The organism is Leisingera thetidis, assembly GCF_025857195.1.
Lineage (GTDB): Bacteria > Pseudomonadota > Alphaproteobacteria > Rhodobacterales > Rhodobacteraceae > Leisingera > Leisingera thetidis.
The window spans coordinates 1,037,233-1,054,611 of sequence record NZ_CP109787.1 but is presented as its reverse complement, the minus strand read 5'-3'; the positions used below and the strand labels follow the sequence as shown (position 1 = coordinate 1,054,611).

General features: G+C 65.4%; 20 protein-coding genes. 6 read left to right on the top strand and 14 right to left on the bottom strand.

The features are described 5' to 3' along the window. Positions 1 to 117 precede the first annotated feature (117 nt). The 3 genes from OKQ63_RS04990 to OKQ63_RS04980 form a co-directional block, all read right to left on the bottom strand. Entirely contained in the window at positions 118 to 1,677 is a 1,560-nt protein-coding gene (locus tag OKQ63_RS04990) for a trimethylamine methyltransferase family protein (RefSeq protein WP_264212864.1), read from the bottom strand. Positions 1,678 to 1,913: 236 nt separating this feature from the next. Continuing rightward, positions 1,914 to 2,603, bottom strand: coding sequence for an HAD family hydrolase (locus tag OKQ63_RS04985; RefSeq protein WP_264212863.1), 690 nt, complete (start codon positions 2,601 to 2,603; stop codon positions 1,914 to 1,916). A 58-nt stretch (positions 2,604 to 2,661) separates the two neighbouring features. Then, positions 2,662 to 2,946, bottom strand: coding sequence for a DUF3572 domain-containing protein (locus OKQ63_RS04980; protein ID WP_264212862.1), 285 nt, complete (start codon positions 2,944 to 2,946; stop codon positions 2,662 to 2,664). A gap of 115 nt (positions 2,947 to 3,061) precedes the next feature. Between OKQ63_RS04980 and OKQ63_RS04975 the strand changes: the two genes are divergently transcribed. Then, complete coding sequence (locus tag OKQ63_RS04975) at positions 3,062 to 4,456, top strand: diguanylate cyclase (protein ID WP_264212861.1); 1,395 nt, start codon at positions 3,062 to 3,064, stop codon at positions 4,454 to 4,456. An 83-nt stretch (positions 4,457 to 4,539) separates the two neighbouring features. On the opposite strand, the gene OKQ63_RS04970 is transcribed toward OKQ63_RS04975, so the two are convergent. The 4 genes from OKQ63_RS04970 to OKQ63_RS04955 form a co-directional block, all read right to left on the bottom strand. Beyond that, positions 4,540 to 5,007, bottom strand: coding sequence for a periplasmic heavy metal sensor (locus OKQ63_RS04970; protein ID WP_264212860.1), 468 nt, complete (start codon positions 5,005 to 5,007; stop codon positions 4,540 to 4,542). 20 nt (positions 5,008 to 5,027) lie between these two features. Further along, positions 5,028 to 5,402, bottom strand: a complete 375-nt coding sequence (locus OKQ63_RS04965) for a hypothetical protein (RefSeq protein ID WP_264212859.1) — start codon at positions 5,400 to 5,402, stop codon at positions 5,028 to 5,030. Then, on the bottom strand, positions 5,395 to 5,976 hold the full coding sequence (locus OKQ63_RS04960) for an RNA polymerase sigma factor (protein ID WP_264212858.1): 582 nt from the start codon (positions 5,974 to 5,976) through the stop codon (positions 5,395 to 5,397). The genes OKQ63_RS04965 and OKQ63_RS04960 overlap by 8 nt, the downstream gene beginning before the upstream one ends. A 67-nt stretch (positions 5,977 to 6,043) precedes the next feature. Then, positions 6,044 to 6,520: an EF-hand domain-containing protein gene (locus OKQ63_RS04955; protein ID WP_264212857.1), complete on the bottom strand. Its 477-nt coding sequence runs from the start codon at positions 6,518 to 6,520 to the stop codon at positions 6,044 to 6,046. A gap of 204 nt (positions 6,521 to 6,724) precedes the next feature. Here OKQ63_RS04955 and OKQ63_RS04950 point away from each other — a divergent pair, with 204 nt between their 5' ends. Together OKQ63_RS04950 and OKQ63_RS04945 are read left to right on the top strand one after the other, a co-directional pair. Further along, on the top strand, positions 6,725 to 7,147 hold the full coding sequence (locus tag OKQ63_RS04950; protein ID WP_264212856.1) for a DUF983 domain-containing protein: 423 nt from the start codon (positions 6,725 to 6,727) through the stop codon (positions 7,145 to 7,147). 4 nt (positions 7,148 to 7,151) lie between these two features. Then, the gene (locus OKQ63_RS04945; protein WP_264212855.1) at positions 7,152 to 7,883 is read left to right on the top strand and encodes an NUDIX hydrolase; all 732 of its coding nucleotides are present in this window, start codon (positions 7,152 to 7,154) and stop codon (positions 7,881 to 7,883) included. Between the two features lie 93 nt (positions 7,884 to 7,976). On the opposite strand, the gene OKQ63_RS04940 is transcribed toward OKQ63_RS04945, so the two are convergent. From OKQ63_RS04940 to OKQ63_RS04930, 3 genes are read right to left on the bottom strand one after another with little or no spacing between them, the layout of a single operon-like run. Next, positions 7,977 to 8,879, bottom strand: coding sequence for an EamA family transporter (locus tag OKQ63_RS04940; protein ID WP_264212854.1), 903 nt, complete (start codon positions 8,877 to 8,879; stop codon positions 7,977 to 7,979). An 18-nt stretch (positions 8,880 to 8,897) separates the two neighbouring features. Further along, positions 8,898 to 9,812 (bottom strand): fatty acid desaturase, encoded by a 915-nt coding sequence (locus tag OKQ63_RS04935; protein ID WP_264212853.1) that lies wholly within the window; start codon positions 9,810 to 9,812, stop codon positions 8,898 to 8,900. Then, entirely contained in the window at positions 9,805 to 10,011 is a 207-nt protein-coding gene (locus tag OKQ63_RS04930; protein ID WP_259957000.1) for a DUF2061 domain-containing protein, read from the bottom strand. Before OKQ63_RS04930 ends, OKQ63_RS04935 begins: the two co-directional genes overlap by 8 nt. A 114-nt stretch (positions 10,012 to 10,125) precedes the next feature. Here OKQ63_RS04930 and OKQ63_RS04925 point away from each other — a divergent pair, with 114 nt between their 5' ends. Further along, positions 10,126 to 10,986 (top strand): helix-turn-helix domain-containing protein, encoded by an 861-nt coding sequence (locus tag OKQ63_RS04925; protein WP_264212852.1) that lies wholly within the window; start codon positions 10,126 to 10,128, stop codon positions 10,984 to 10,986. Positions 10,987 to 11,150: 164 nt separating this feature from the next. Here OKQ63_RS04925 and OKQ63_RS04920 read toward each other — a convergent pair whose 3' ends face one another. From OKQ63_RS04920 to bcoG, 3 genes are all read right to left on the bottom strand, one after another. Then, a complete protein-coding gene (locus OKQ63_RS04920) occupies positions 11,151 to 11,861 on the bottom strand; it encodes an SDR family oxidoreductase (protein ID WP_264213877.1) in 711 nt (236 codons plus the stop codon). Positions 11,862 to 11,905: 44 nt separating this feature from the next. After that, positions 11,906 to 13,378, bottom strand: coding sequence for a carnitine 3-dehydrogenase (locus OKQ63_RS04915; RefSeq protein WP_264212851.1), 1,473 nt, complete (start codon positions 13,376 to 13,378; stop codon positions 11,906 to 11,908). A gap of 152 nt (positions 13,379 to 13,530) precedes the next feature. After that, positions 13,531 to 14,448, bottom strand: a complete 918-nt coding sequence (gene bcoG, locus OKQ63_RS04910; RefSeq protein ID WP_264212850.1) for a 3-dehydrocarnitine:acetyl-CoA trimethylamine transferase BcoG — start codon at positions 14,446 to 14,448, stop codon at positions 13,531 to 13,533. Positions 14,449 to 14,581: 133 nt separating this feature from the next. Between bcoG and OKQ63_RS04905 the strand changes: the two genes are divergently transcribed. After that, on the top strand, positions 14,582 to 15,565 hold the full coding sequence (locus OKQ63_RS04905) for a GlxA family transcriptional regulator (RefSeq protein WP_264212849.1): 984 nt from the start codon (positions 14,582 to 14,584) through the stop codon (positions 15,563 to 15,565). Positions 15,566 to 15,778: 213 nt separating this feature from the next. On the opposite strand, the gene OKQ63_RS04900 is transcribed toward OKQ63_RS04905, so the two are convergent. Further along, positions 15,779 to 16,822, bottom strand: a complete 1,044-nt coding sequence (locus tag OKQ63_RS04900) for an aldo/keto reductase (RefSeq protein ID WP_264212848.1) — start codon at positions 16,820 to 16,822, stop codon at positions 15,779 to 15,781. A gap of 119 nt (positions 16,823 to 16,941) precedes the next feature. Here OKQ63_RS04900 and OKQ63_RS04895 point away from each other — a divergent pair, with 119 nt between their 5' ends. Continuing rightward, on the top strand, positions 16,942 to 17,343 hold the full coding sequence (locus tag OKQ63_RS04895) for a rhodanese-like domain-containing protein (RefSeq protein WP_264212847.1): 402 nt from the start codon (positions 16,942 to 16,944) through the stop codon (positions 17,341 to 17,343). Positions 17,344 to 17,379: the final 36 nt, after the last annotated feature.

Genomic DNA, 17,379 nt, shown 5'->3' with positions numbered 1-17,379 from the left:
ATAGGCAAGCCCGCGGCACGTTCTTTGGCATCCGACCGGCGGTTTCTGTCCTTATGCCGCGCCCTGCGCACAAAAAAGCGGAGGGGCCCCCTCCGCTTTTCCCGGGCTTCCGCCGCTTCAGAAATCTGTTGGGGCACCGCCTTCAGTCTTGCGGCGGGCAACGAAGTCCGCCAGTTCTTCGCGGACCGCGGCGTCCATCGGCGGTTCCTCGAAGTCGGCAATGATCTCCTTGTACAATTTGTGCGCACGCTCCGCGGTCCAAGTGGCGCCCGCTGCCTCCCAGGCCTCATAGTTGCGCCAGTCGCTCAGGAACGGCTGGTAGAAAGCCGTCGCATAGCGGTCCTGGGTGTGCTGTATGCCAAAGAAATGGCCGTCGTTGCCGACCTCCCTGATTGCATCCAGGGCGATCTCATCGGGGCCGGTGGCCGAGATCTGCGGCTGCATGTAACGTTCGATCTGCTGCAGGATCTCGCAGTCCATGATGAACTTCTCGGGGCTGGCGATCAGCCCGCCCTCCAGCCAGCCGGCCGCGTGGTAAACCATGTTGGTGCCCGATTGCACCGCCGCCCACAGCGAGTTCGAGGTCTCCCAGACCGCCTGACCGTCCGGCACATTGGCGGCACAGACCCCGGACGAGCGCATCGGCAGGCCGTAGAACCGCGCCATCTGCCCGGTCATCTGGGTCGAGCGCATGTATTCCGGCGTGCCAAAGGCCGGCGCGCCCGATTTCATGTCCACGTTGGAAGTGAAGGTGCCGATCACGCAGGGCGTGCCGGGACGCACGTACTGGAACAGCGCTATGGCACACAGGCTCTCGGCAATCGACTGTGCCACCGCACCGGCCATTGTCACCGGCGCCATGGCCCCTGCCAGGGTAAACGGCGAGACGACGATGGCCTGCCCCCGCCGCGCCAGCCGCAGACAGCCGTCAATCATCGGGAAATCGTGCTTCAGCGGCGAGGTGGAGTTGATGTTGGTGTACATATGCGGCTTGGCATCGAATTCCTCATGGCTGAGCCCGCCGGCAATCCGCACCATCTCCATCACGTCCTCGACCCGCTCCTTGCCAAGCGAGTAGGCGTGCATCGCCTTGTCGGTCAGGGTCAGCTTGTCATAAAGCACATCCAGGTGGCGGATCGAGGCATGGATGTCCACCGGCTCCACCGGATAGCCGCCGGCAAAGTGGATGCAGTTGAAATACTGGGTCAGCTTCAGCAGGTTGCGGCACTGCTCGCGGTTGCCCGCCACTTTCCTGTTCAGCTCCATGTCCCAGTAATTCGGCGGCGAGGAGACATTGCCGAACAGGATGTGATTGCCGCCCAGCGGAATGGTCCGGTCGGGATTGCGCGGGGTAATGGAGAATTCGCGGGGCGCCTTGCCCACCATCTCCATCACAAAGTCCCGGTCCATCCTGACCAGTTCGCCCTCGACCTTGACACCGGCCTGCTTGAAGATCTCCAGCGCCTCCGGATTCAGGAACACCACGCCGATCTCTTCCAGGATCCGCATGGCGCCCTCATGGATCGCCTGGATGCCTTCCTCGCTCAACGGCTCGGTCGGGCGGTCGATGTTGACCGGGATCTGCCAGGGCATCTGCTCCAGCGCCGCACTGCCGCGCCGCGCCGCTGCGCCTGCCCTGCCCCCGCCCCGCCTCTTGCGCGCCCCTGTGTCTGCCATGCCGGTCTCCCCTGGATCAAAGTTTCGAAAATGCCGATAGCCACCCACTGTGCCGATCCCAGCCGGCGGGAACAGTCCGTTCCCGACCAAGCCTGTCGCATTTACTATGGGAACCGGCGGTGCGGGATATTTCTGTACACTTGTGCCTAGTATGCCGCAGCAAAACCAGCCGCACAAGAGCCGTGCGCCGGCGGGCCCACCCCCTGCCGTCTCAGTCCATGGGAATCACTGGCCGGTCAGCGGTCGATCCAGGCCGCGATGTGGCCGATGTCAGGCAGCACGATATCGGCATGCGGCGCCAGCTCCTCGCGCAGCGCCATGCCGGTCAGGACGCCGATCCGCCGCATTCCCGCAGCCGCACCGGCCTCCAGGTCATGCAGGCTGTCTCCCACCATTGCGGTGTGCTCCGGAGCCACGCCGGCGGCCTTGCAGAACGCCAGCAGCGGGTCAGGGTCCGGCTTGGAGCCATGGCCGCTGTCGCAGCCCGCGACAAAGGCGAACCGGTCCAGCACTCCCGCCCGCTGCAGCTGGATCCTGGCCGAACTCTCGGCGTCATTGGTCATGACCCCGAGCACCTTGCCGCGCGCCAGCAGCCCGTCGAGGAATTCCGCCAGCGGCACTGCCGGCGCCAGTTCGGCATCCGCCGCACTTTCAGCCAGGTATGCCGTCAGTTCTCCGAGGCTCATATCCGCGACATAGGGGGCAAGCGCTTCGGCCACTTCATCGTTGGAACTGGCAATGACCAGACTGTCCGGGTTGAACGCCTGGCGCTCCAGGTCATAACTGATCGCCTCAGCCATCGCCTGCTTGACGGTCCGGTCGCCCCTGGACAGGGTTTCAAGCAAATCTGCAGCCCAGCCATTCCAGGTAGCAGCAAAGTTGAACAGGGTTCCGTCCTTGTCGAACAGGAATGCATCAACGGGCATGGCGGGTCCTTTTCTCCGCTGGATTCTGGCGCGAGCCTAGGCACAGGCCCAGCCAATCTCAAGTCCAGTTCACCTGCGCACCGCCCGGAAGCGACATCCGCGCCTGCAGCGGCATGTCATAGGCCAGACCTTCGCAATCGCAGAACTGCATCACCCAATTGTCGTCCATCGTTAAGAAGTCGAGCACCGAGCCCAGAAACTCCGGCTCCGCCGCCCGCGCGCGCAGATCCGCTTCGCTGGCCCCGGTTGCACCCAGAAACACCGGCAAAAGCTCATCATTCCCGGCCAGCCAGGCCAGGGCTTTCAGCGCCAGGGTCTCAGCGCCATCGGCGGAATTCCGCATGTTCCCCACACTCCTGCCGCATTGCGGCCAATTTAGTAAAAATCCGAAAGAGTTTCTTAACCAGTCTCAGCAAAGCTGCAAGGCATAGGAATTGCAAGGGGCGAAAGGATACCGCGTGCAAGGCACTATCCTGGTCATCGACGGCGTCTCCACCAACCGCATCATGCTGAAGGTGCAGCTGGCGGCTGCCTATTACGATGCGGTGCAGGCCGGCAGCGTGGCTGAAGCGCTGCAGGCCGCGCGCCAGCACCGTCCCGACCTTGTGCTCTGCGCCATGTCGCTGCCCGATGGCACCGCCGCCGATGTGAAGCGCGAGCTGGCCGGAGATGAGGCGCTGGCCGACCTGCCGGTGATCGCGGTCTCCGACTGGGAGGGTTCCAAAGCCCGTTTGCAGGCTCTGGCCGCCGGCGTCGACGACGTCCTGCAGCAGCCGGTGGATGACGTGATCCTGCAGGCCCGCATCCGCAGCCTGCTGCGCGCCCGCAGCAGCACTGAAGAACTGAACCTGCAGCGCGACGCCTCGCATGGTTTCATCCTGCCGCTGAGCGACCGCGCTTGCGCCGAGGATCTGCGCGACGCCTCCGTTGCCCTGGTGGCGCAGGATCCGCGCACCGCCATGGCCTGGCGTGACCGGCTTTCCGGCCGGCTGCCCTTTGATCTGCGCACCTATGCGATCAGCGATATCCAGGGGCTGATGCAGGCACCGGTGGCAGACGCCATCGTCATCGAACTGAACGAGGCCTCGGCCGGCCCTGGCCTGCGCCTGCTGGCCGACTTGCGTGCCCGCGCCGCCACCCGCCAGTCGGTGGTGATTGCCGTGCCCAATCCGGCGGACCCGCATATCGCCGCCGAGGCGCTCGACCGCGGGGCCCATGACGTGCTGCAGACCGGCTTTGATGTCGAGGAACTGGAACTGCGGCTCTCCGCCCAGCTGCAGCACAAGGTCCGCAAGGACCGGCTGCGCGACAGCGTCCGCAACGGGCTGCGCGCCGCGGTGCTGGATCCGATGACCGGACTCTACAACCGGCGTTATGCCAAGCCGTTCCTGGACCGGGTGGCACATTCCGCGGCCGCCAATGGCGGGAAATTCGCCGTCATGCTGGCCGATCTCGATCACTTCAAACAGATCAACGACCTGTACGGCCACCCGGCTGGCGACGCTGTGCTGATCGAGGCCGCCCGCAGGATGCAGGCCGTGCTGCGCCCGGCCGACCTGCTGGCCCGCGTCGGCGGCGAGGAATTCATGGCGGTGCTTCCCGGCGCCAGCGAGGCCGAAGCCGGCATTGCCGCGATCGCCCTGTGCAACGCAATCAACTGCACCCCGTTCCAGGTGCCCGGCGCCGCCGAACCGGTCAGGATCACCATCAGCATCGGCGCGGTGATGGGCGGCGGCGGCAAGGATGACAGTACTGCCCTACTTGTCGAAAAGGCTGACCAGGCGCTCTACAATGCGAAAAACGCCGGCCGCAACCAGGTGACCCTGTCTCCGGAATGCATCCAAGCGGCCTGATCCGGCCGCCCGGCCGATCAAAAAAGGCAGCCCCCAGGGCTGCCTTCAGGCGCAGGAAACTGGCATTAATCAGCGCCGGCAGCTCAATCCCGTTTTTCCCGCCGTTCATGCCAGCGCCCGCCGCTGCGCTGCATCCGCTCTTCCAGGCGGTCGGCAAGGGCGGCCCGCTCGTGCAGTGTCATTGCTTCAAGCTTGCGCACCCAGGCCTCTTGCACCTTGGTGTGAAAATCATGCCGCGCCTCTGACTGGGTCCGCAGGCCCGCCAGCAGCGCGGCGCCATCAAACTCCGCGCTGCGCAGCGCTTGGATCACCGCCTCGCCTTCGGCACGGCGGCGCTTGGCATAACTGCCGTGGTCCCCGCCCGCGGCCTGCCGCAGCGCCTTGCGGGTATCGCGGTCCAGTTCGCGGAACATCATCGCGCCAATGTCCGGCGGCCGCCGCCAGTGTTTTTCCTTGCCGGAAAACCGCCAGGCCGCCCCCGCCGCCAGACCGATCACCGCCAGGTTCAGCGCCAGCGATCCCGCCAGCAGCAGCTTCAGCCATAACCGCATTCCGCTTTTGCCTTCCGCGTTCATTGCAGGTCCTCGCTCAGCACTGCCGCCATGTCGTAGCTGTCATAGGGAACGGCCGTATTGGCGTCCTCGAAACCGGCCAGCACCACCGGGTCCGGCACAAAGGAGGGCGGCGCCATCCCGATCCACAGGCCCGCCGCGCTGGCCGCTGCCAGGCCGCCGATGGCGGGCCAGCCGCCAATCGCCTCGATCAGCTGCCGCCACAAAGGCTGCCGTGCCGCCCGCCCCGGCGCCGCGGCCTGAAAGCCGGATTGCGCATGGGCCGCATCCGCCAGGATGGCAGCCGTCAGAGACTGCGGAAGCGCAGGCGGCTCGGCGCGCGCCGCGGCAAACAGATCCTCCAGCTCCTGCAGTGCTTTATCCGTCTCAGCCATCGCTATACCCCAACTCTTCGCGCCGCCCGGCCAGTGCCGCGGCCAGCGCCCGTTTGCCCCGGGCGGTCAGACTCTCCACCGCCTCGACGCTGATGTCCATGATCCCGGCAATCTCCGGGTTCGAAAGCTCTTCCAGATGCCTGAGCACCACGGCCTGCCGCTGCCGCTCGGGCAATCGCATCAGCGCCGCCTGCAGCGCATCCTGCCGCGCGCCCTCCTGCAGCTGGTCCGCTGCCGAGCGGCCCGGGTCCGGCGGCTCCGGCACCGCGTCCAGATCGACATGACCGCCGCGGGCACGCCGTTTGCGGTCAATGCACAGGTTCATCGCCACCCGGTACAGCCAGGTCGAAACCTGCGCCTCCCCCGGCCGCCATTCCGGCGCCATCCGCCACAGCCGCAGCATCGCCTCCTGGGTCACATCCTCGGCCTCGGCGCGGATCCCCATCACCCGCATGGCGACGCCGAACACCCGCGGACCCAGCCGCGCGGTCAGCTCAGCCGCGGCCCGTCCGTCGCCAGTGGCATAGAGCACCAGAAGCGCATCGTCGGAGATTTCCTCCGCCGCTGCGCTCATGGCCGCCGGCCCCGCATCGGGGGGCCGGCGCCGCAATATTTCCGCTTTATGCAGCACCCTTCAGCGATCAGTTCTGCTCCGTGTCGTCCCCGTGCCCGCCGTGACCATGCCGGTCTTTGCCGTGATGCATCCGGGCTTCATCGAACTCCTGCTTGGAGATCCCGCCGCTGCCGTCGGCATCCATGCGGTCGAACTTCTTGCCCGCCCGGCGCGGCTGCGGCAGCTCTTCCTTACTCAACGCGCCATCGGCGTCCTTGTCAAAACGTTCCAGCATCCGGGCGGCGCGCTCGTTCGCGCGTTCCTGGGCGCGCGCCTGCATCTCGTCCAGCGTCAGCTTGCCGTCGCCATCAGCATCGGCTCTGGCAAAATGCGCGTCCTTCATCGCCTGGATCTCGGCCTTGGTCACCTCGCCATTGCCATCCGCGTCGATTTCCTCGAAGGACATCCTGGCCCCGTGATGGCCAAATCCCTTGGCCAGGGCAGCGCCGCCTGCGGTCACAGTTGCAGCGGCAACGATGGCGGCGATGAACTTGACGTGTTTCATGTCGTCTTTCCTTTGTCCTGCGGCAGCCTCTTGCTGCCCGATGCATAGGAAAAACGCCCCAGCCCCGCGGATCCGTCGCAGAACCCGCAAGTTTTTTTCCACCCGCCGCCGCACGTTGCGGCAAACCGGCGCAGACTCCGGGCTTTCCCCTTTCGCGGACCTGCCGAAGCGCGCAAAGATATGCCCAGCACACAGGATTTATTCATGAACGAGTCCCCGGCCGCGGCCGCACCCGGCGCAGACAATGACCGGCCCACCTTGCCCGCCCTGGCCAGGGGCTGGCGCTGCAAATGCCCCAATTGCGGCACAGGCAGGCTGCTGCATTCCTATCTCAAGGTGAACGACCGCTGCAGCCGCTGCGGCCTGGACCTGACCCGGGCGCGCGCCGATGACGGGCCGGCTTACCTCACCATCCTGATTGTCGGCCACATCATGGCGCCGCTGATGCATGTGGTCTATTTCTCCTGGCGGCCCGAGCCGCTGGTGATGTTCACCGTGTTCGCGATTGGCTGCCTGGCCTCTTCCTTGTATCTTCTGCCGCGGATGAAGGGGATCGTCATCGCCTACCAATGGGCGCGGCGGATGCATGGGTTCGGCGAGGACACCCCGGCTGGAAAAGGGCAGTAAAAGCATGAGCAACACATTTCTTTGCGGCGAAACCACTACCGACAAGACCGCAGTCCGCAATGCGGCGACGGTCATTGCCATGCGCGGCCGGATGACCGGCGACCCGCAGGTGCTGATGGGCCAGCGCGGCGCCAAGGCGGCTTTCATGCCGAACAAGTTTGTCTTCCCGGGCGGCGCTGTAGATTTGGCGGACGCGCATGTCCCACTGGCCTCGCCAATCTCATCCGTCTGCCAGGAACGCCTGGCCGACAAGGCGCCCGTCGGCATGCACCATGCCCTCAGCGTCGCTGCCGTGCGGGAGCTGTGGGAGGAGACCGGCCTGATCCTGGGCGAGCCCGGCAGCTGGAGCGGCGAGGTGCCCGAAGACTGGCAAAGCTTTGCCGACACGGGACACCTGCCTTCGGCGCGCGCCATGCAGTTCGTGTTCCGCGCCCTGACCCCCCCGGGCCGCCCGCGCCGGTTCGATGCGCGTTTCTTCCTGATCGATGCCGATCAGATCACCGGCGACCTGGACGATTTCTCCCGCGCCGCGGATGAACTGTCGCATTTGCAGTGGATCCCGCTCAGCCGGGTGCGCAGTTTCGACCTGCCCTTCATCACCGAGGTGGTGCTGGCCGAAGTCACCGCCCGCGTCCGCGATGCCAAGCCGCCGCAAAGCGTGCCCTATTTCCACAACAACGACGAGGCCAGCCTGTTCCTGCGCCTCAAGGGCTACCCGATGCCCGCAGACGGGTAACGTTTCCCGGTGCGGGAAACGTCCCGGAAAATACGTGTTTTCCGAGCCGGAATTATCGTATAATTCCGGCTGCCCTGCCGCTGGCGCACCGGCTCAAATGGCCAGAACCAGCACAAGGATCGACAGGATCAGCAGTCCCATGCCCGCCAGTTCGCGGGTGGAAACTTTCTCCTTGAAAAACAGTACCGATGCCAGCAGCGACAGCAGCAGTTCCACCTGCCCCACTGCTTTCACATAGGCCGCATTCTGCAACGTGAAGGCCCAGAACCAGCAGAACGAGCCGCCCATGCTGGTCAGCCCCACCCAGACCGCCACCCGGCGGGCAGCCCAGACCCGGGCGATCTCGCCCCTGTCGCGCAGGCCCAGCCAAACCGCCATGAACAGCGTCTGCAAACAGACCACCGCCGCCAGCGTCACCGCCGCGCGGAACGCTGGTTCCAAGCCGCCAAGCTGCAATGAGGCGCCGCGGTAGCTGACGGCGGAAAAGGCAAACAGCACCCCCGACCCCAGCCCCAGCTGCGCCGCCCGGTTGGTCAGGTGCCGCCACCAGGCGCCCGCCGCATCCGGTGCGCGGGACAGCACCAGCACCGCCGCCAGCCCGATCAGGATCGCCAGCCAGCCGCCCAGCGAAACCGGGTCGCCCAGAACGACCAATCCAACAATGGCTGTCTGAATGACCTCGGTTTTCTTGAAAGTGATTCCCACCGCAAAATTGCGCTGTTTGAACAGCGCCACCACGCAGACCGTCGCCAGGATCTGCGCGGTGCCGCCAATGGCGGCATACAGCCAGAACGCAGGCGGCAGCGCCGGAAGAGACCGCCCGGAAACCGCCAGATACAGCGCCAGCCCGGCCAGGATGACCGGTGCGGAATAGAGGAACCGGGCGAAGGTGGCTCCGCCCGGCGTCAGCGTCACGCTGCTGAGGACCTTTTGCAGCATGAACCGCACGGTCTGAAAGGAGGCGGCGGCAATGGAAACGGGGATCCAGGCAAACATGGCCCCGCTTATGCGCCGTTATTCCCCCTGCTGCCAGAGCGGATGCGGCACCGGGTCCTTGGCGCGCAGCAGGTAGTTGCGGAAAATCTGCAGGTAGTTGCGGTAGATATAGCCGCCGTTGGCTTTCAGGAACTCCGCCCTGCGGGCCCTGTACAGCCGCGGCAGCGCATACCAGGGCACGCCCGGATGCATGTGGTGCACGATGTGCAGGTTGTTGTTGAGGAACAGGAAGGCCAATGGCCCCCTGTCTTCGATTACCACGGTGCGGCCGCGGGCGGTCTCATGCGCCCGGTGCTCCAGGAAGGTGCGGATCTTCAGCACGCCCAGCCCCGTATAGGCGCCGAGCACCGCCGCCCACAGCGGCGCAGGCGACTGAACCACCACCCAGATCACCACCACCAGGCCCAGGGCATGCAGCAGCCAGTCCCGCGCGATGCCCGGCACGCCCCTGCGCATCAGCCGCCAGTCTCCCGCCATAAAGCAGACCTGGCCGATCAGCGGCCCCAGCACGACCCGTCCCAAGAGCGTGTTGTTGATCCGCAAAAGGGCCTTGCGCCAGGCCGGCAGCCTGGACCAGACACCCGGATCCTGGAAATTGCTCTCCGGATCGTCATAGGGATCGGTCAGCGCCTCATCCTCGTGATGCGCCAGATGGGTGTCACGGAACCGGCCATAGGGGACTGCCAGGCTCAGCGGAAAGAACATCAGCGCCTCATTGAGCCAGCGGCGGCGGAACGGGTGCCCATGCAACGCCTCATGGGTCAGCGAGGAATGCAGCGCCGTCATCACCCCCAGCGCCAGAACCGTCAGCGCCAGACTGACCGAAGGCAGCAGCCACAGCGCCGCAAGCCAGCCGCCGTAACAGGCAACGATCAGCGACAGGGTGCCCCATTCCACGCCCCGCGGCATATGTCCGGTGCTGCGCTCAGACATGGCGCCGCCCCCAGCTGATCTGCGCCCAGACTCGCTCGTACATCAGATAAACGGTAAAACCGATGCCGGTATTGATCAGCGCCATCACCCCGCCCGCCTTGACAGAGCCGGTGGCCGCCAGCCCCACCAGCGTCATCGAGACCAGCCCGAGAACGTTCCAAATTACCGCCTTCACAATGGAGCGCTTGCGCGTTTCCATACTGCCTCCTGCTATTCTTGGATAAGTGCTTGTTTTCAAAGTACCGCAGCAGGAGGCTGTGCAGAATTCCGAATGCAGTTAACAAAATCCATCGAATGTGATATTTCAAAACATATGATAGAAAATATCGACAAACGGGTGCGGGCAGAGCAATTCCGGCAAAGACTGAACCGGGCGCTGCGCGACAGCGGCCTCAGCCAAAGCGCCCTGGCCCGCGCCGTCGGGGTGGACCGCTCCACCATTTCGCAGCTCTTGACGGATGAGGGCGCGCGGCTGCCCAACGCCCATGTGGTCGGCGCCTGCGCTGGGGCTCTCGGGGTCTCCGCCGACTGGCTGCTCAGCCTCTCCGACCGGCCCGAAAGCGCGGCAGAGCTGCTGGCCTCCAGCCTCACCCTCACCGAGGCGCCCCGAGCCCTGGTGGACGAACGGATCTTTGATTGGCATCAGGAGGCCGAGGGATACAAGATCCGCCATGTGCCGGCCGCCCTGCCTGACATGCTGAAAACCCGGGCGCTCCTGGAATGGGAATACTCCCCCCACCTGGGCCGCACCGCCGGCCAGGCCATCGGCGCCTCCGAGGACCGGCTCACCTGGATGCGCCAGTCGCCGTCAGATTATGAAATCGCCATGCCGCTTTATGAGCTCGACAGTTTTGCCCATGCGGTCGGCTATTACGAAGGCCTGCCGCTGGAGATCCGGATCGAACAGCTTCAGCAGTTCGAACGTCTCTGCGAGCAGCTCTACCCCCGCCTGCGCATCTACCTGTTCGATGCGAAGCGGCTTTACTCATCCCCGATCACCATCTTCGGACCGCTTCTGTGCGTGTTCTATGCCGGCACCCATTACCTTGCCTTCCGCGACAAGGAGCGGATCGCCACCTTCACCGGCCATTTCGACAACCTGGTGCGCGAAGCCGATATCACCGCGCGGCAGTTGCCCGGCCGCCTCCGGGCGCTGAGGGCCGCAATTTCCTGAACACACCGGCAGCGGCGCCGGAATTCGTCGCGAATTCCGGCTCGGAAAACACGTGTTTTCCGGGACGTTTCCCGCTCCGGGAAACGTTGCCCGTCTGCGGGCATTTGCGATTGCGGGAAAGAAAGCGCCCCGCTGGGCGCCCTCCTGTTCCCTTGCAGCCGGCCTCAGACCTTCGGATCCGGGTTCACCGTATGACCGTCGACGGCGATCACCTGCCCGGACACCAGCCGCGCCGCGTCGGAGCCAAGAAACACCGCCATATTGGCAATGTCGCGGGCCTCGACAAAGCTGCCCATCGAGGTGCCGGCAGCATAGCCCGCATAGACCTCGTCCCGGGTCATCCCCTTGGCCGCGGCCTCGCGTTCCAGCACGCCCTCCATCCGCGGGCCTTCCACCGCACCGGGGCAGATTGCGTTGGCACGGATGCCAAAGGGGCCAAGCTCCATCGCCAGTGTCTTCATCAGCCCGATGACAGCCCATTTCGCCGAAGCATAGGGCGCCCGGTTCGGATAGCCGTACTGCCCCGCGGTCGAAGACGTCACGATGATCGACCCCGCCTTGGCGGCCTTCATCATCGGCGCCGCGTATTTTGCGGCCAGAAAGCAGCCCTCCAGATTGACGCTCACGCATTTGCGCCAGTCTTCAAGTGCCACGTCCTCGATCAGCGCGGTCGGACCGGCAATGCCTGCATTGGCACAGAGCACATCCAGCCCGCCCCAAACGTCGGCGATTTCCGCAAACAGTGCTTTCACGCCCGCCTCATCGGTGGCATCCACCGCCGTTGTCCGCCAGCCCTCCGGCACGTCTGCCAGCGCAACCGCGCTGACATCCGTCACCCAGACCTGATGGCCGGCGGCGGCAAAGCTCTCGGCCATGGCGCGGCCAATTCCCGACCCGCCGGCAGTGATCAGAACCCGGCTCAACGCGGTGCTCCGATCGCGCGGCCCAGACCGTCCGGCACCGGCAGTGCCGCATGGGCCTCGGCCAGTTTCACCAGGTTGGCCTCGATATGCGCCGCAGGCGGCGCCGAGCGGCGGGTCTTCAGGTCCACATGCAGCAGCATATGCTCACCCGTCGCCAGCAGGCGCTCGCCGGAATACATCTCATGCCACAGATGCATCTTCTTGCCCGCGCCCATGATCACCCGCGTCCGCACCTGGATCGGATCGCCCGCATGCACCTCGTCGATGTGGCGGATATGGGTCTCGGCGGTGAAATAGCTGCCGCCATTGGCGATATACTCCGCATCACAGCCGATGATCATCATCAGCCGGTCGGTGGACTGCGCAAAGGCATCCAGATACCGGCTTTCGGTCATATGACCGTTGTAGTCGGTCCAATCCAGCGGCACCACGCGACTCTGGGTCAGCACCGGCTGGCTCAGGTCCTCCAGATCCTCAACCGAGCCAACCAGCCCGGCCTCGCCCTCGCGCCCCTTGTCATGGGCATTCTGCAGCGCGCCGGCGCCCCAGTCGTTGTTGCCCAGTGCGCGCATCATGCCGACCAGATTGCCGTCGCGGATCTGCTCCATCTTGCGGATCGGCAGATGGCCCGACTGGGCATCCGACTGGCCTGCGATCAGGTCTACCAGCTCATCATTGAATTCCGGCACATCCATCAGCTTGGTCCAGGGCCACGACAGGCAGGGGCCGAACTGCGCCATGAAATGCTTCATGCCGGCTTCGCCGCCCGCCACGCGGTAGGTGTCGAACAGACCCATCTGCGCCCAGCGGATGCCAAAGCCGTAGCGGATCGCATTGTCGATCTCCTCGGTGGTGGCGATGCCGTCCTTGACCAGCCACAGCGCCTCGCGCCAGACCGCCTCCAGGAAACGGTCCGCCACATGCGCGTCGATTTCCTTCTTCAGGTGCAACGGGTACATGCCAAGGCCCGAGATGATCTCCTTGGCCCGGTCAATCACACCTGCCGGGTTGGCCTCAGTCGTGACCAGTTCCACCAGCGGCAGCAGATAGACCGGGTTGAAAGGATGCGTCACCACGATCTGCCCCGGGTTCTCGCGCCCGTCCTGCAGCTGCGACGGCTTGAAGCCGCTGGTGGATGAGCCGATCACCGCATCCGGCGCGCAATGGGCCTGCAGCTCGGCATAGACCTTCTGCTTCAGGTCCAGCCGCTCCGGCACGCTCTCCTGCACCCACCCCGCACCGTCCACGGCTCCGGCAATGGTGTCATGGAAGGTCAGGCTGCCTTCCGCCGGCAACGCCACATTGCCGAGACCCGGCAAGCTGCGCCGCGCATTGTCCAGCACCTCGCCGATCTTGCGTTCCGCTTCCGGATCCGGGTCGAACACCCGCACGTCCCAGCCGTTGAGCAGGAACCGCGCGGCCCAGCCGCCCCCGATTACCCCGCCGCCGATGATTGCTGCTGTTTTCATATGACTTCCTTTGAGAACCGTCCGGCTCTTCTTCTGGCCGTAAATATCCTGGGGGTTTGGGGGGCTAGCCCCCAATCTGTCCTTTTTGCCGCAGCGCGGCGGTGCACAGGGGGTGTAAAAACGGTGCGCGCATGCCCCCCAATTTCCACCGCTTACTTTGCCGCCGGTGCGCGCTTGGCCAGGCCCAGCTTTTCGCGCACGTCCTGCGGGCCCATCAGCTTGCCGCCCATATTCTCGATGATGGAGACGGCACGCTCCACCAGCTGCCAGTTCTCCGCCAGCTGGCCCTTGCCCAGCCACAGGTTGTCTTCCAGACCCACCCGCACATTGCCGCCGGCCAGAACGGACGCCGCCACATAGGCCATCTGATCCCGGCCCAGAGAGAACGCCGACCAGTTCCAATCCGACGGCACATTGTTGACCATCGCCATAAATGTGTTCAGATCATTCGGCGCCCCCCACGGCACCCCCATGCAAAGCTGCACCAGGGCGGGGCTGTCCAGCACCCCCTCCTTCACCAGTTCCTTGGCAAACCACAAATGGCCGGTGTCAAAGGCTTCGATCTCCGGCTTGACGCCCAGATCGGTCATCATCTGCCCCATCGCCCGCAGCATGCCGGGGGTGTTGGTCATCACGTAATCGGCCTCGGCAAAGTTCATGGTGCCGCAATCCAGTGTGCAGATCTCCGGCAGGCATTCCGCCACATGCGCCACGCGTTCCGTCGCGCCCACCATATCGGTGCCCGCGGGGTTTACTGGCAGCGGGTTTTCGGTATCGCCGAACACCATATCCCCGCCCATGCCCGCGGTCAGGTTCAGCACCACATCGACATCCGCATCGCGGATCCGGTCAGTCACCTCGCGGTAAAGATCCAGGCGGCGGCTCGGCACGCCGGTCTCCGGATCACGCACGTGGCAGTGCACGATGGCCGCCCCGGCCTTGGCCGCTGCAATGGCCGACTCGGCGATCTGCTTGGGCGAACGCGGCACATGCGGGCTGCGATCCTGGGTGCCGCCAGAGCCGGTCACGGCACAGGTGATGAAGACATCCCGGTTCATTTCCAGAGGCATTTTGCTTTTCCCTTCGATGTACAGGGTTTTGCCTCGGGTTATCCCCAGGCTCCTCCCCAGATTCTGATTTGCGCTAAGGGCGACTCTGCCGCAGCCTTTTGCGGCACAGTTTACACCAGGCGAATCGAAGTTGATGAAATCCGCAAAAAACATCCTGCAGCCCGAGCACAAGCCGCTGAAAACAGCGCTGCTGGTGCTGGATGAATGCAACACGCTGTCCTTTGCCGCCGCGGTGGACCCGATGCGCGCCGCCAACCGGCTGGCGGGCCGGGCGGCTTTTGACTGGGACTACGTCAGCGCCACAGCCGAGCCGCCGATGCTGACCAGCGGCCTCACCGTGCCCAGCGTTCCCTTGACCCGGCTGCAGGGCTGCGAGCTGCTGATCGTCGTTGCCGGTTTCCAGCTGGCCCGCCACGCCACCCCCAGCCTGCTCGCGGGCCTGCGCCGGATCGCCGCCAGCGGCGCCACAATTGCCGGCATCGACGGCGGCCCCTGGCTGATGGCCGAGGCCGGGCTGCTGGACGGCCACCCCGCCACAACCCACTGGGAAGATCTGGAAAACTTCTCCGGCCGCTTCCCGGAGGTGGACACCCGCAATGACCGCTTCACGGTCTCCGAAGGCCGCCTGACCTCCGGCGGCGCAACCCCCGCGATCGAGATGATGCTGCATATCATCAGCGCCCGCCACGGTGCCGGTTTTGCCGCCCGCGTAGCCGGGCTGTTCCTCTACGACGGCCCGGCGCCATCCTCCCGCCCGCAGAGCCGCCTGGGCGGCCACAAGCACAATGCGCTGACCGCCAAGGCCAATGCGCTGATGGAGGCGGCGCTGGACGAGCCGCTGCCGCTCAGCGCCATTGCCGAGACCCTGGGCACCAGCCCGCGCAGCCTGCAGCAGCAGTTCCGCCTGCGCCTCAACACCACGCCGCAGGATCATTACCTGCAGCTGCGCCTGGCCGAGGCCCGGCGCCTGGTGACCGACACCGACATGCCGCTGATGGAGGTGGCGATTGCCACCGGCTTCACCTCGCAATCGAGCTTTGCCCGCGCCTTCCGCACCGCGCATGGCACCTCGGCGCGGGACCTCCGGCAGGAACAGGCGCGCCCGACTGCGCACTGACCGGCGGCATCTGCACGCCGGTCAAACGCCGCGCAGCGGCGGTGCGCAGCACATCGGCAACGAAGCACTCCCGCCCGTCACCGGCGCATTTGGAAAATGCACCGTTCCCGTTGGGCCAGGCTCAGCGCCTGCGGCGCTGAGCCTGGCCCAAGGCCGCCAAGGGGGTCCGGCAAAGCCGGATCACCTGCGGGCGCGGGAGTGCCCCGCCCTGCCTCAATAGGGCATCGGGTGCATCCTGTGGGCGGCGTTGATGTCATCCAGCACATCCTGGCTCAGCTCCAGCTCCACCGACTTCAGCAGATGCTCCAGCTGCGGCAGACGGGTGGCGCCAAAGATCGCAGAGGCCATGAACGGCCGCGTCCGGCACCAGGCCAGAGCCATATGCACCGGGTCCAGCCCGTGCCGCTCAGCAATCTGGAGATAGGCCGCCACCGCATCGTAGACCCGCGGCGAGTGGCGGCCGCCCAGTTCCGGGTTGATCGATTTGCGCGAGCCCTCCGGCACCGCCCCGTCCTGGTACTTGCCGGTCAAGAGTCCGGTGCCCAGCGGCGAAAACGCCATGAGCCCCACATCCTCATTCACGCTCAGCTCTGCCAGATCGGTGTCATACATCCGGCAGACCAGCGAATATTCGTTCTGGATCGAGGCCACCCGCGGCCAGCCGCGCTCCTCAGAGATCCGCAGCCATTGCGCAGTGCCCCAGGCGCTCTCGTTCGACAGGCCAAAGGCGCGGATGGTGCCGCGCTCCACTTCGCGCTGCAGCGCTTCCAGGCAGTCCTCCATATTGGCCAGCGTTTCCTCGCGGTTCTGGCTGGAGGGGTCATAGCTCCAGTTCTGCCGGAACATGTAGCTGCCGCGGTTCGGCCAGTGAAACTGGTACAGGTCGATGTAGTCGGTCTGCAGCCGCCTCAGCGAGGCCTCGATCGTCGGGGCGATGGTTGCCGATGAAATCGGCGCTCCGCCGCGCGCATGCTTCATGCCTTCGCCGGAATGCTTGGTCGCCAGAATATAGTCCCCGCGCCGCCCGGTCTTTGCATTCCAGCTGCCGATGATGCGCTCGCTGTTGCCGAGGGTGTCCGCACTCACCGGGTTCACCGGATACATCTCGGCGGTATCCACGAAGTTCACGCCGCCCGCCAGCGCCATGCCGATCTGCGCATGGGCCTCGTCTTCGGTCGTCTGGGTGCCAAAGGTCATCGTGCCCAGGCACAGCTCGGACACCATCATGCCGGTGCGTCCCAATGGGTTCAGTTTCATGCCGCGCTCCCCTGTTCCGGATTTGCCTGCGACCCTAGAGCCGCCCCCGGAAAGTGCAACCCGCTTGCACCCGCGCGGCAAACCCGCCAGCCTAAGCACAAACATGGAAGGGAAATCCGATGCCGCAGACCATCACCAAGGGCGTCAAGGCGCTGCTGGCCGAAGCCAACAGCCTGGTGGAGACCATGCCTGTCGAAGAGGCCAAGCAGAAGGTTCTGGACGAGGGCCATGTTTTCATTGACCTGCGCGACATCCGCGAGCTGCAGCGCACGGGCATGATCCCCGGCGCCTTCTCCTGCCCGCGCGGCATGCTGGAATTCTGGATCGACCCGGCCAGCCCCTATCACAAGCCGGTGTTCAACCAGGACAAAACTTACGTGTTCTACTGCGCCAGCGCCTGGCGTTCGGCGCTGAGTGCCAGAGCGGCGATGGAAATGGGGCTGAAGCCGGTGGTGCATCTGGAAGGCGGCTTCACCGAATGGGCCAAGCAGGGCGGCCCGGTGGTGCCGCGCGAGGGCTGAGTCCCGGGGCCTCAACAGGATGCGTCCCGCCCCCGA

Bases quoted from the DNA above. Each gene is read 5' to 3' on its own strand.
- OKQ63_RS04990 (WP_264212864.1), bottom strand. From the start codon at position 1,677: ATGGCAGACACAGGGGCGCGCAAGAGGCGGGGCGGGGGCAGGGCAGGC.
- OKQ63_RS04985 (WP_264212863.1), bottom strand. From the start codon at position 2,603: ATGCCCGTTGATGCATTCCTGTTCGACAAGGACGGAACCCTGTTCAAC.
- OKQ63_RS04980 (WP_264212862.1), bottom strand. From the start codon at position 2,946: ATGCGGAATTCCGCCGATGGCGCTGAGACCCTGGCGCTGAAAGCCCTG.
- OKQ63_RS04970 (WP_264212860.1), bottom strand. From the start codon at position 5,007: ATGCGGTTATGGCTGAAGCTGCTGCTGGCGGGATCGCTGGCGCTGAAC.
- OKQ63_RS04965 (WP_264212859.1), bottom strand. From the start codon at position 5,402: ATGGCTGAGACGGATAAAGCACTGCAGGAGCTGGAGGATCTGTTTGCC.
- OKQ63_RS04960 (WP_264212858.1), bottom strand. From the start codon at position 5,976: ATGAGCGCAGCGGCGGAGGAAATCTCCGACGATGCGCTTCTGGTGCTC.
- OKQ63_RS04955 (WP_264212857.1), bottom strand. From the start codon at position 6,520: ATGAAACACGTCAAGTTCATCGCCGCCATCGTTGCCGCTGCAACTGTG.
- OKQ63_RS04950 (WP_264212856.1), top strand. From the start codon at position 6,725: ATGAACGAGTCCCCGGCCGCGGCCGCACCCGGCGCAGACAATGACCGG.
- OKQ63_RS04945 (WP_264212855.1), top strand. From the start codon at position 7,152: ATGAGCAACACATTTCTTTGCGGCGAAACCACTACCGACAAGACCGCA.
- OKQ63_RS04940 (WP_264212854.1), bottom strand. From the start codon at position 8,879: ATGTTTGCCTGGATCCCCGTTTCCATTGCCGCCGCCTCCTTTCAGACC.
- OKQ63_RS04935 (WP_264212853.1), bottom strand. From the start codon at position 9,812: ATGTCTGAGCGCAGCACCGGACATATGCCGCGGGGCGTGGAATGGGGC.
- OKQ63_RS04930 (WP_259957000.1), bottom strand. From the start codon at position 10,011: ATGGAAACGCGCAAGCGCTCCATTGTGAAGGCGGTAATTTGGAACGTT.
- OKQ63_RS04925 (WP_264212852.1), top strand. From the start codon at position 10,126: ATGATAGAAAATATCGACAAACGGGTGCGGGCAGAGCAATTCCGGCAA.
- OKQ63_RS04920 (WP_264213877.1), bottom strand. From the start codon at position 11,861: ATGGCCGAGAGCTTTGCCGCCGCCGGCCATCAGGTCTGGGTGACGGAT.
- OKQ63_RS04915 (WP_264212851.1), bottom strand. From the start codon at position 13,378: ATGAAAACAGCAGCAATCATCGGCGGCGGGGTAATCGGGGGCGGCTGG.
- bcoG (WP_264212850.1), bottom strand. From the start codon at position 14,448: ATGCCTCTGGAAATGAACCGGGATGTCTTCATCACCTGTGCCGTGACC.
- OKQ63_RS04905 (WP_264212849.1), top strand. From the start codon at position 14,582: ATGAAATCCGCAAAAAACATCCTGCAGCCCGAGCACAAGCCGCTGAAA.
- OKQ63_RS04900 (WP_264212848.1), bottom strand. From the start codon at position 16,822: ATGAAACTGAACCCATTGGGACGCACCGGCATGATGGTGTCCGAGCTG.
- OKQ63_RS04895 (WP_264212847.1), top strand. From the start codon at position 16,942: ATGCCGCAGACCATCACCAAGGGCGTCAAGGCGCTGCTGGCCGAAGCC.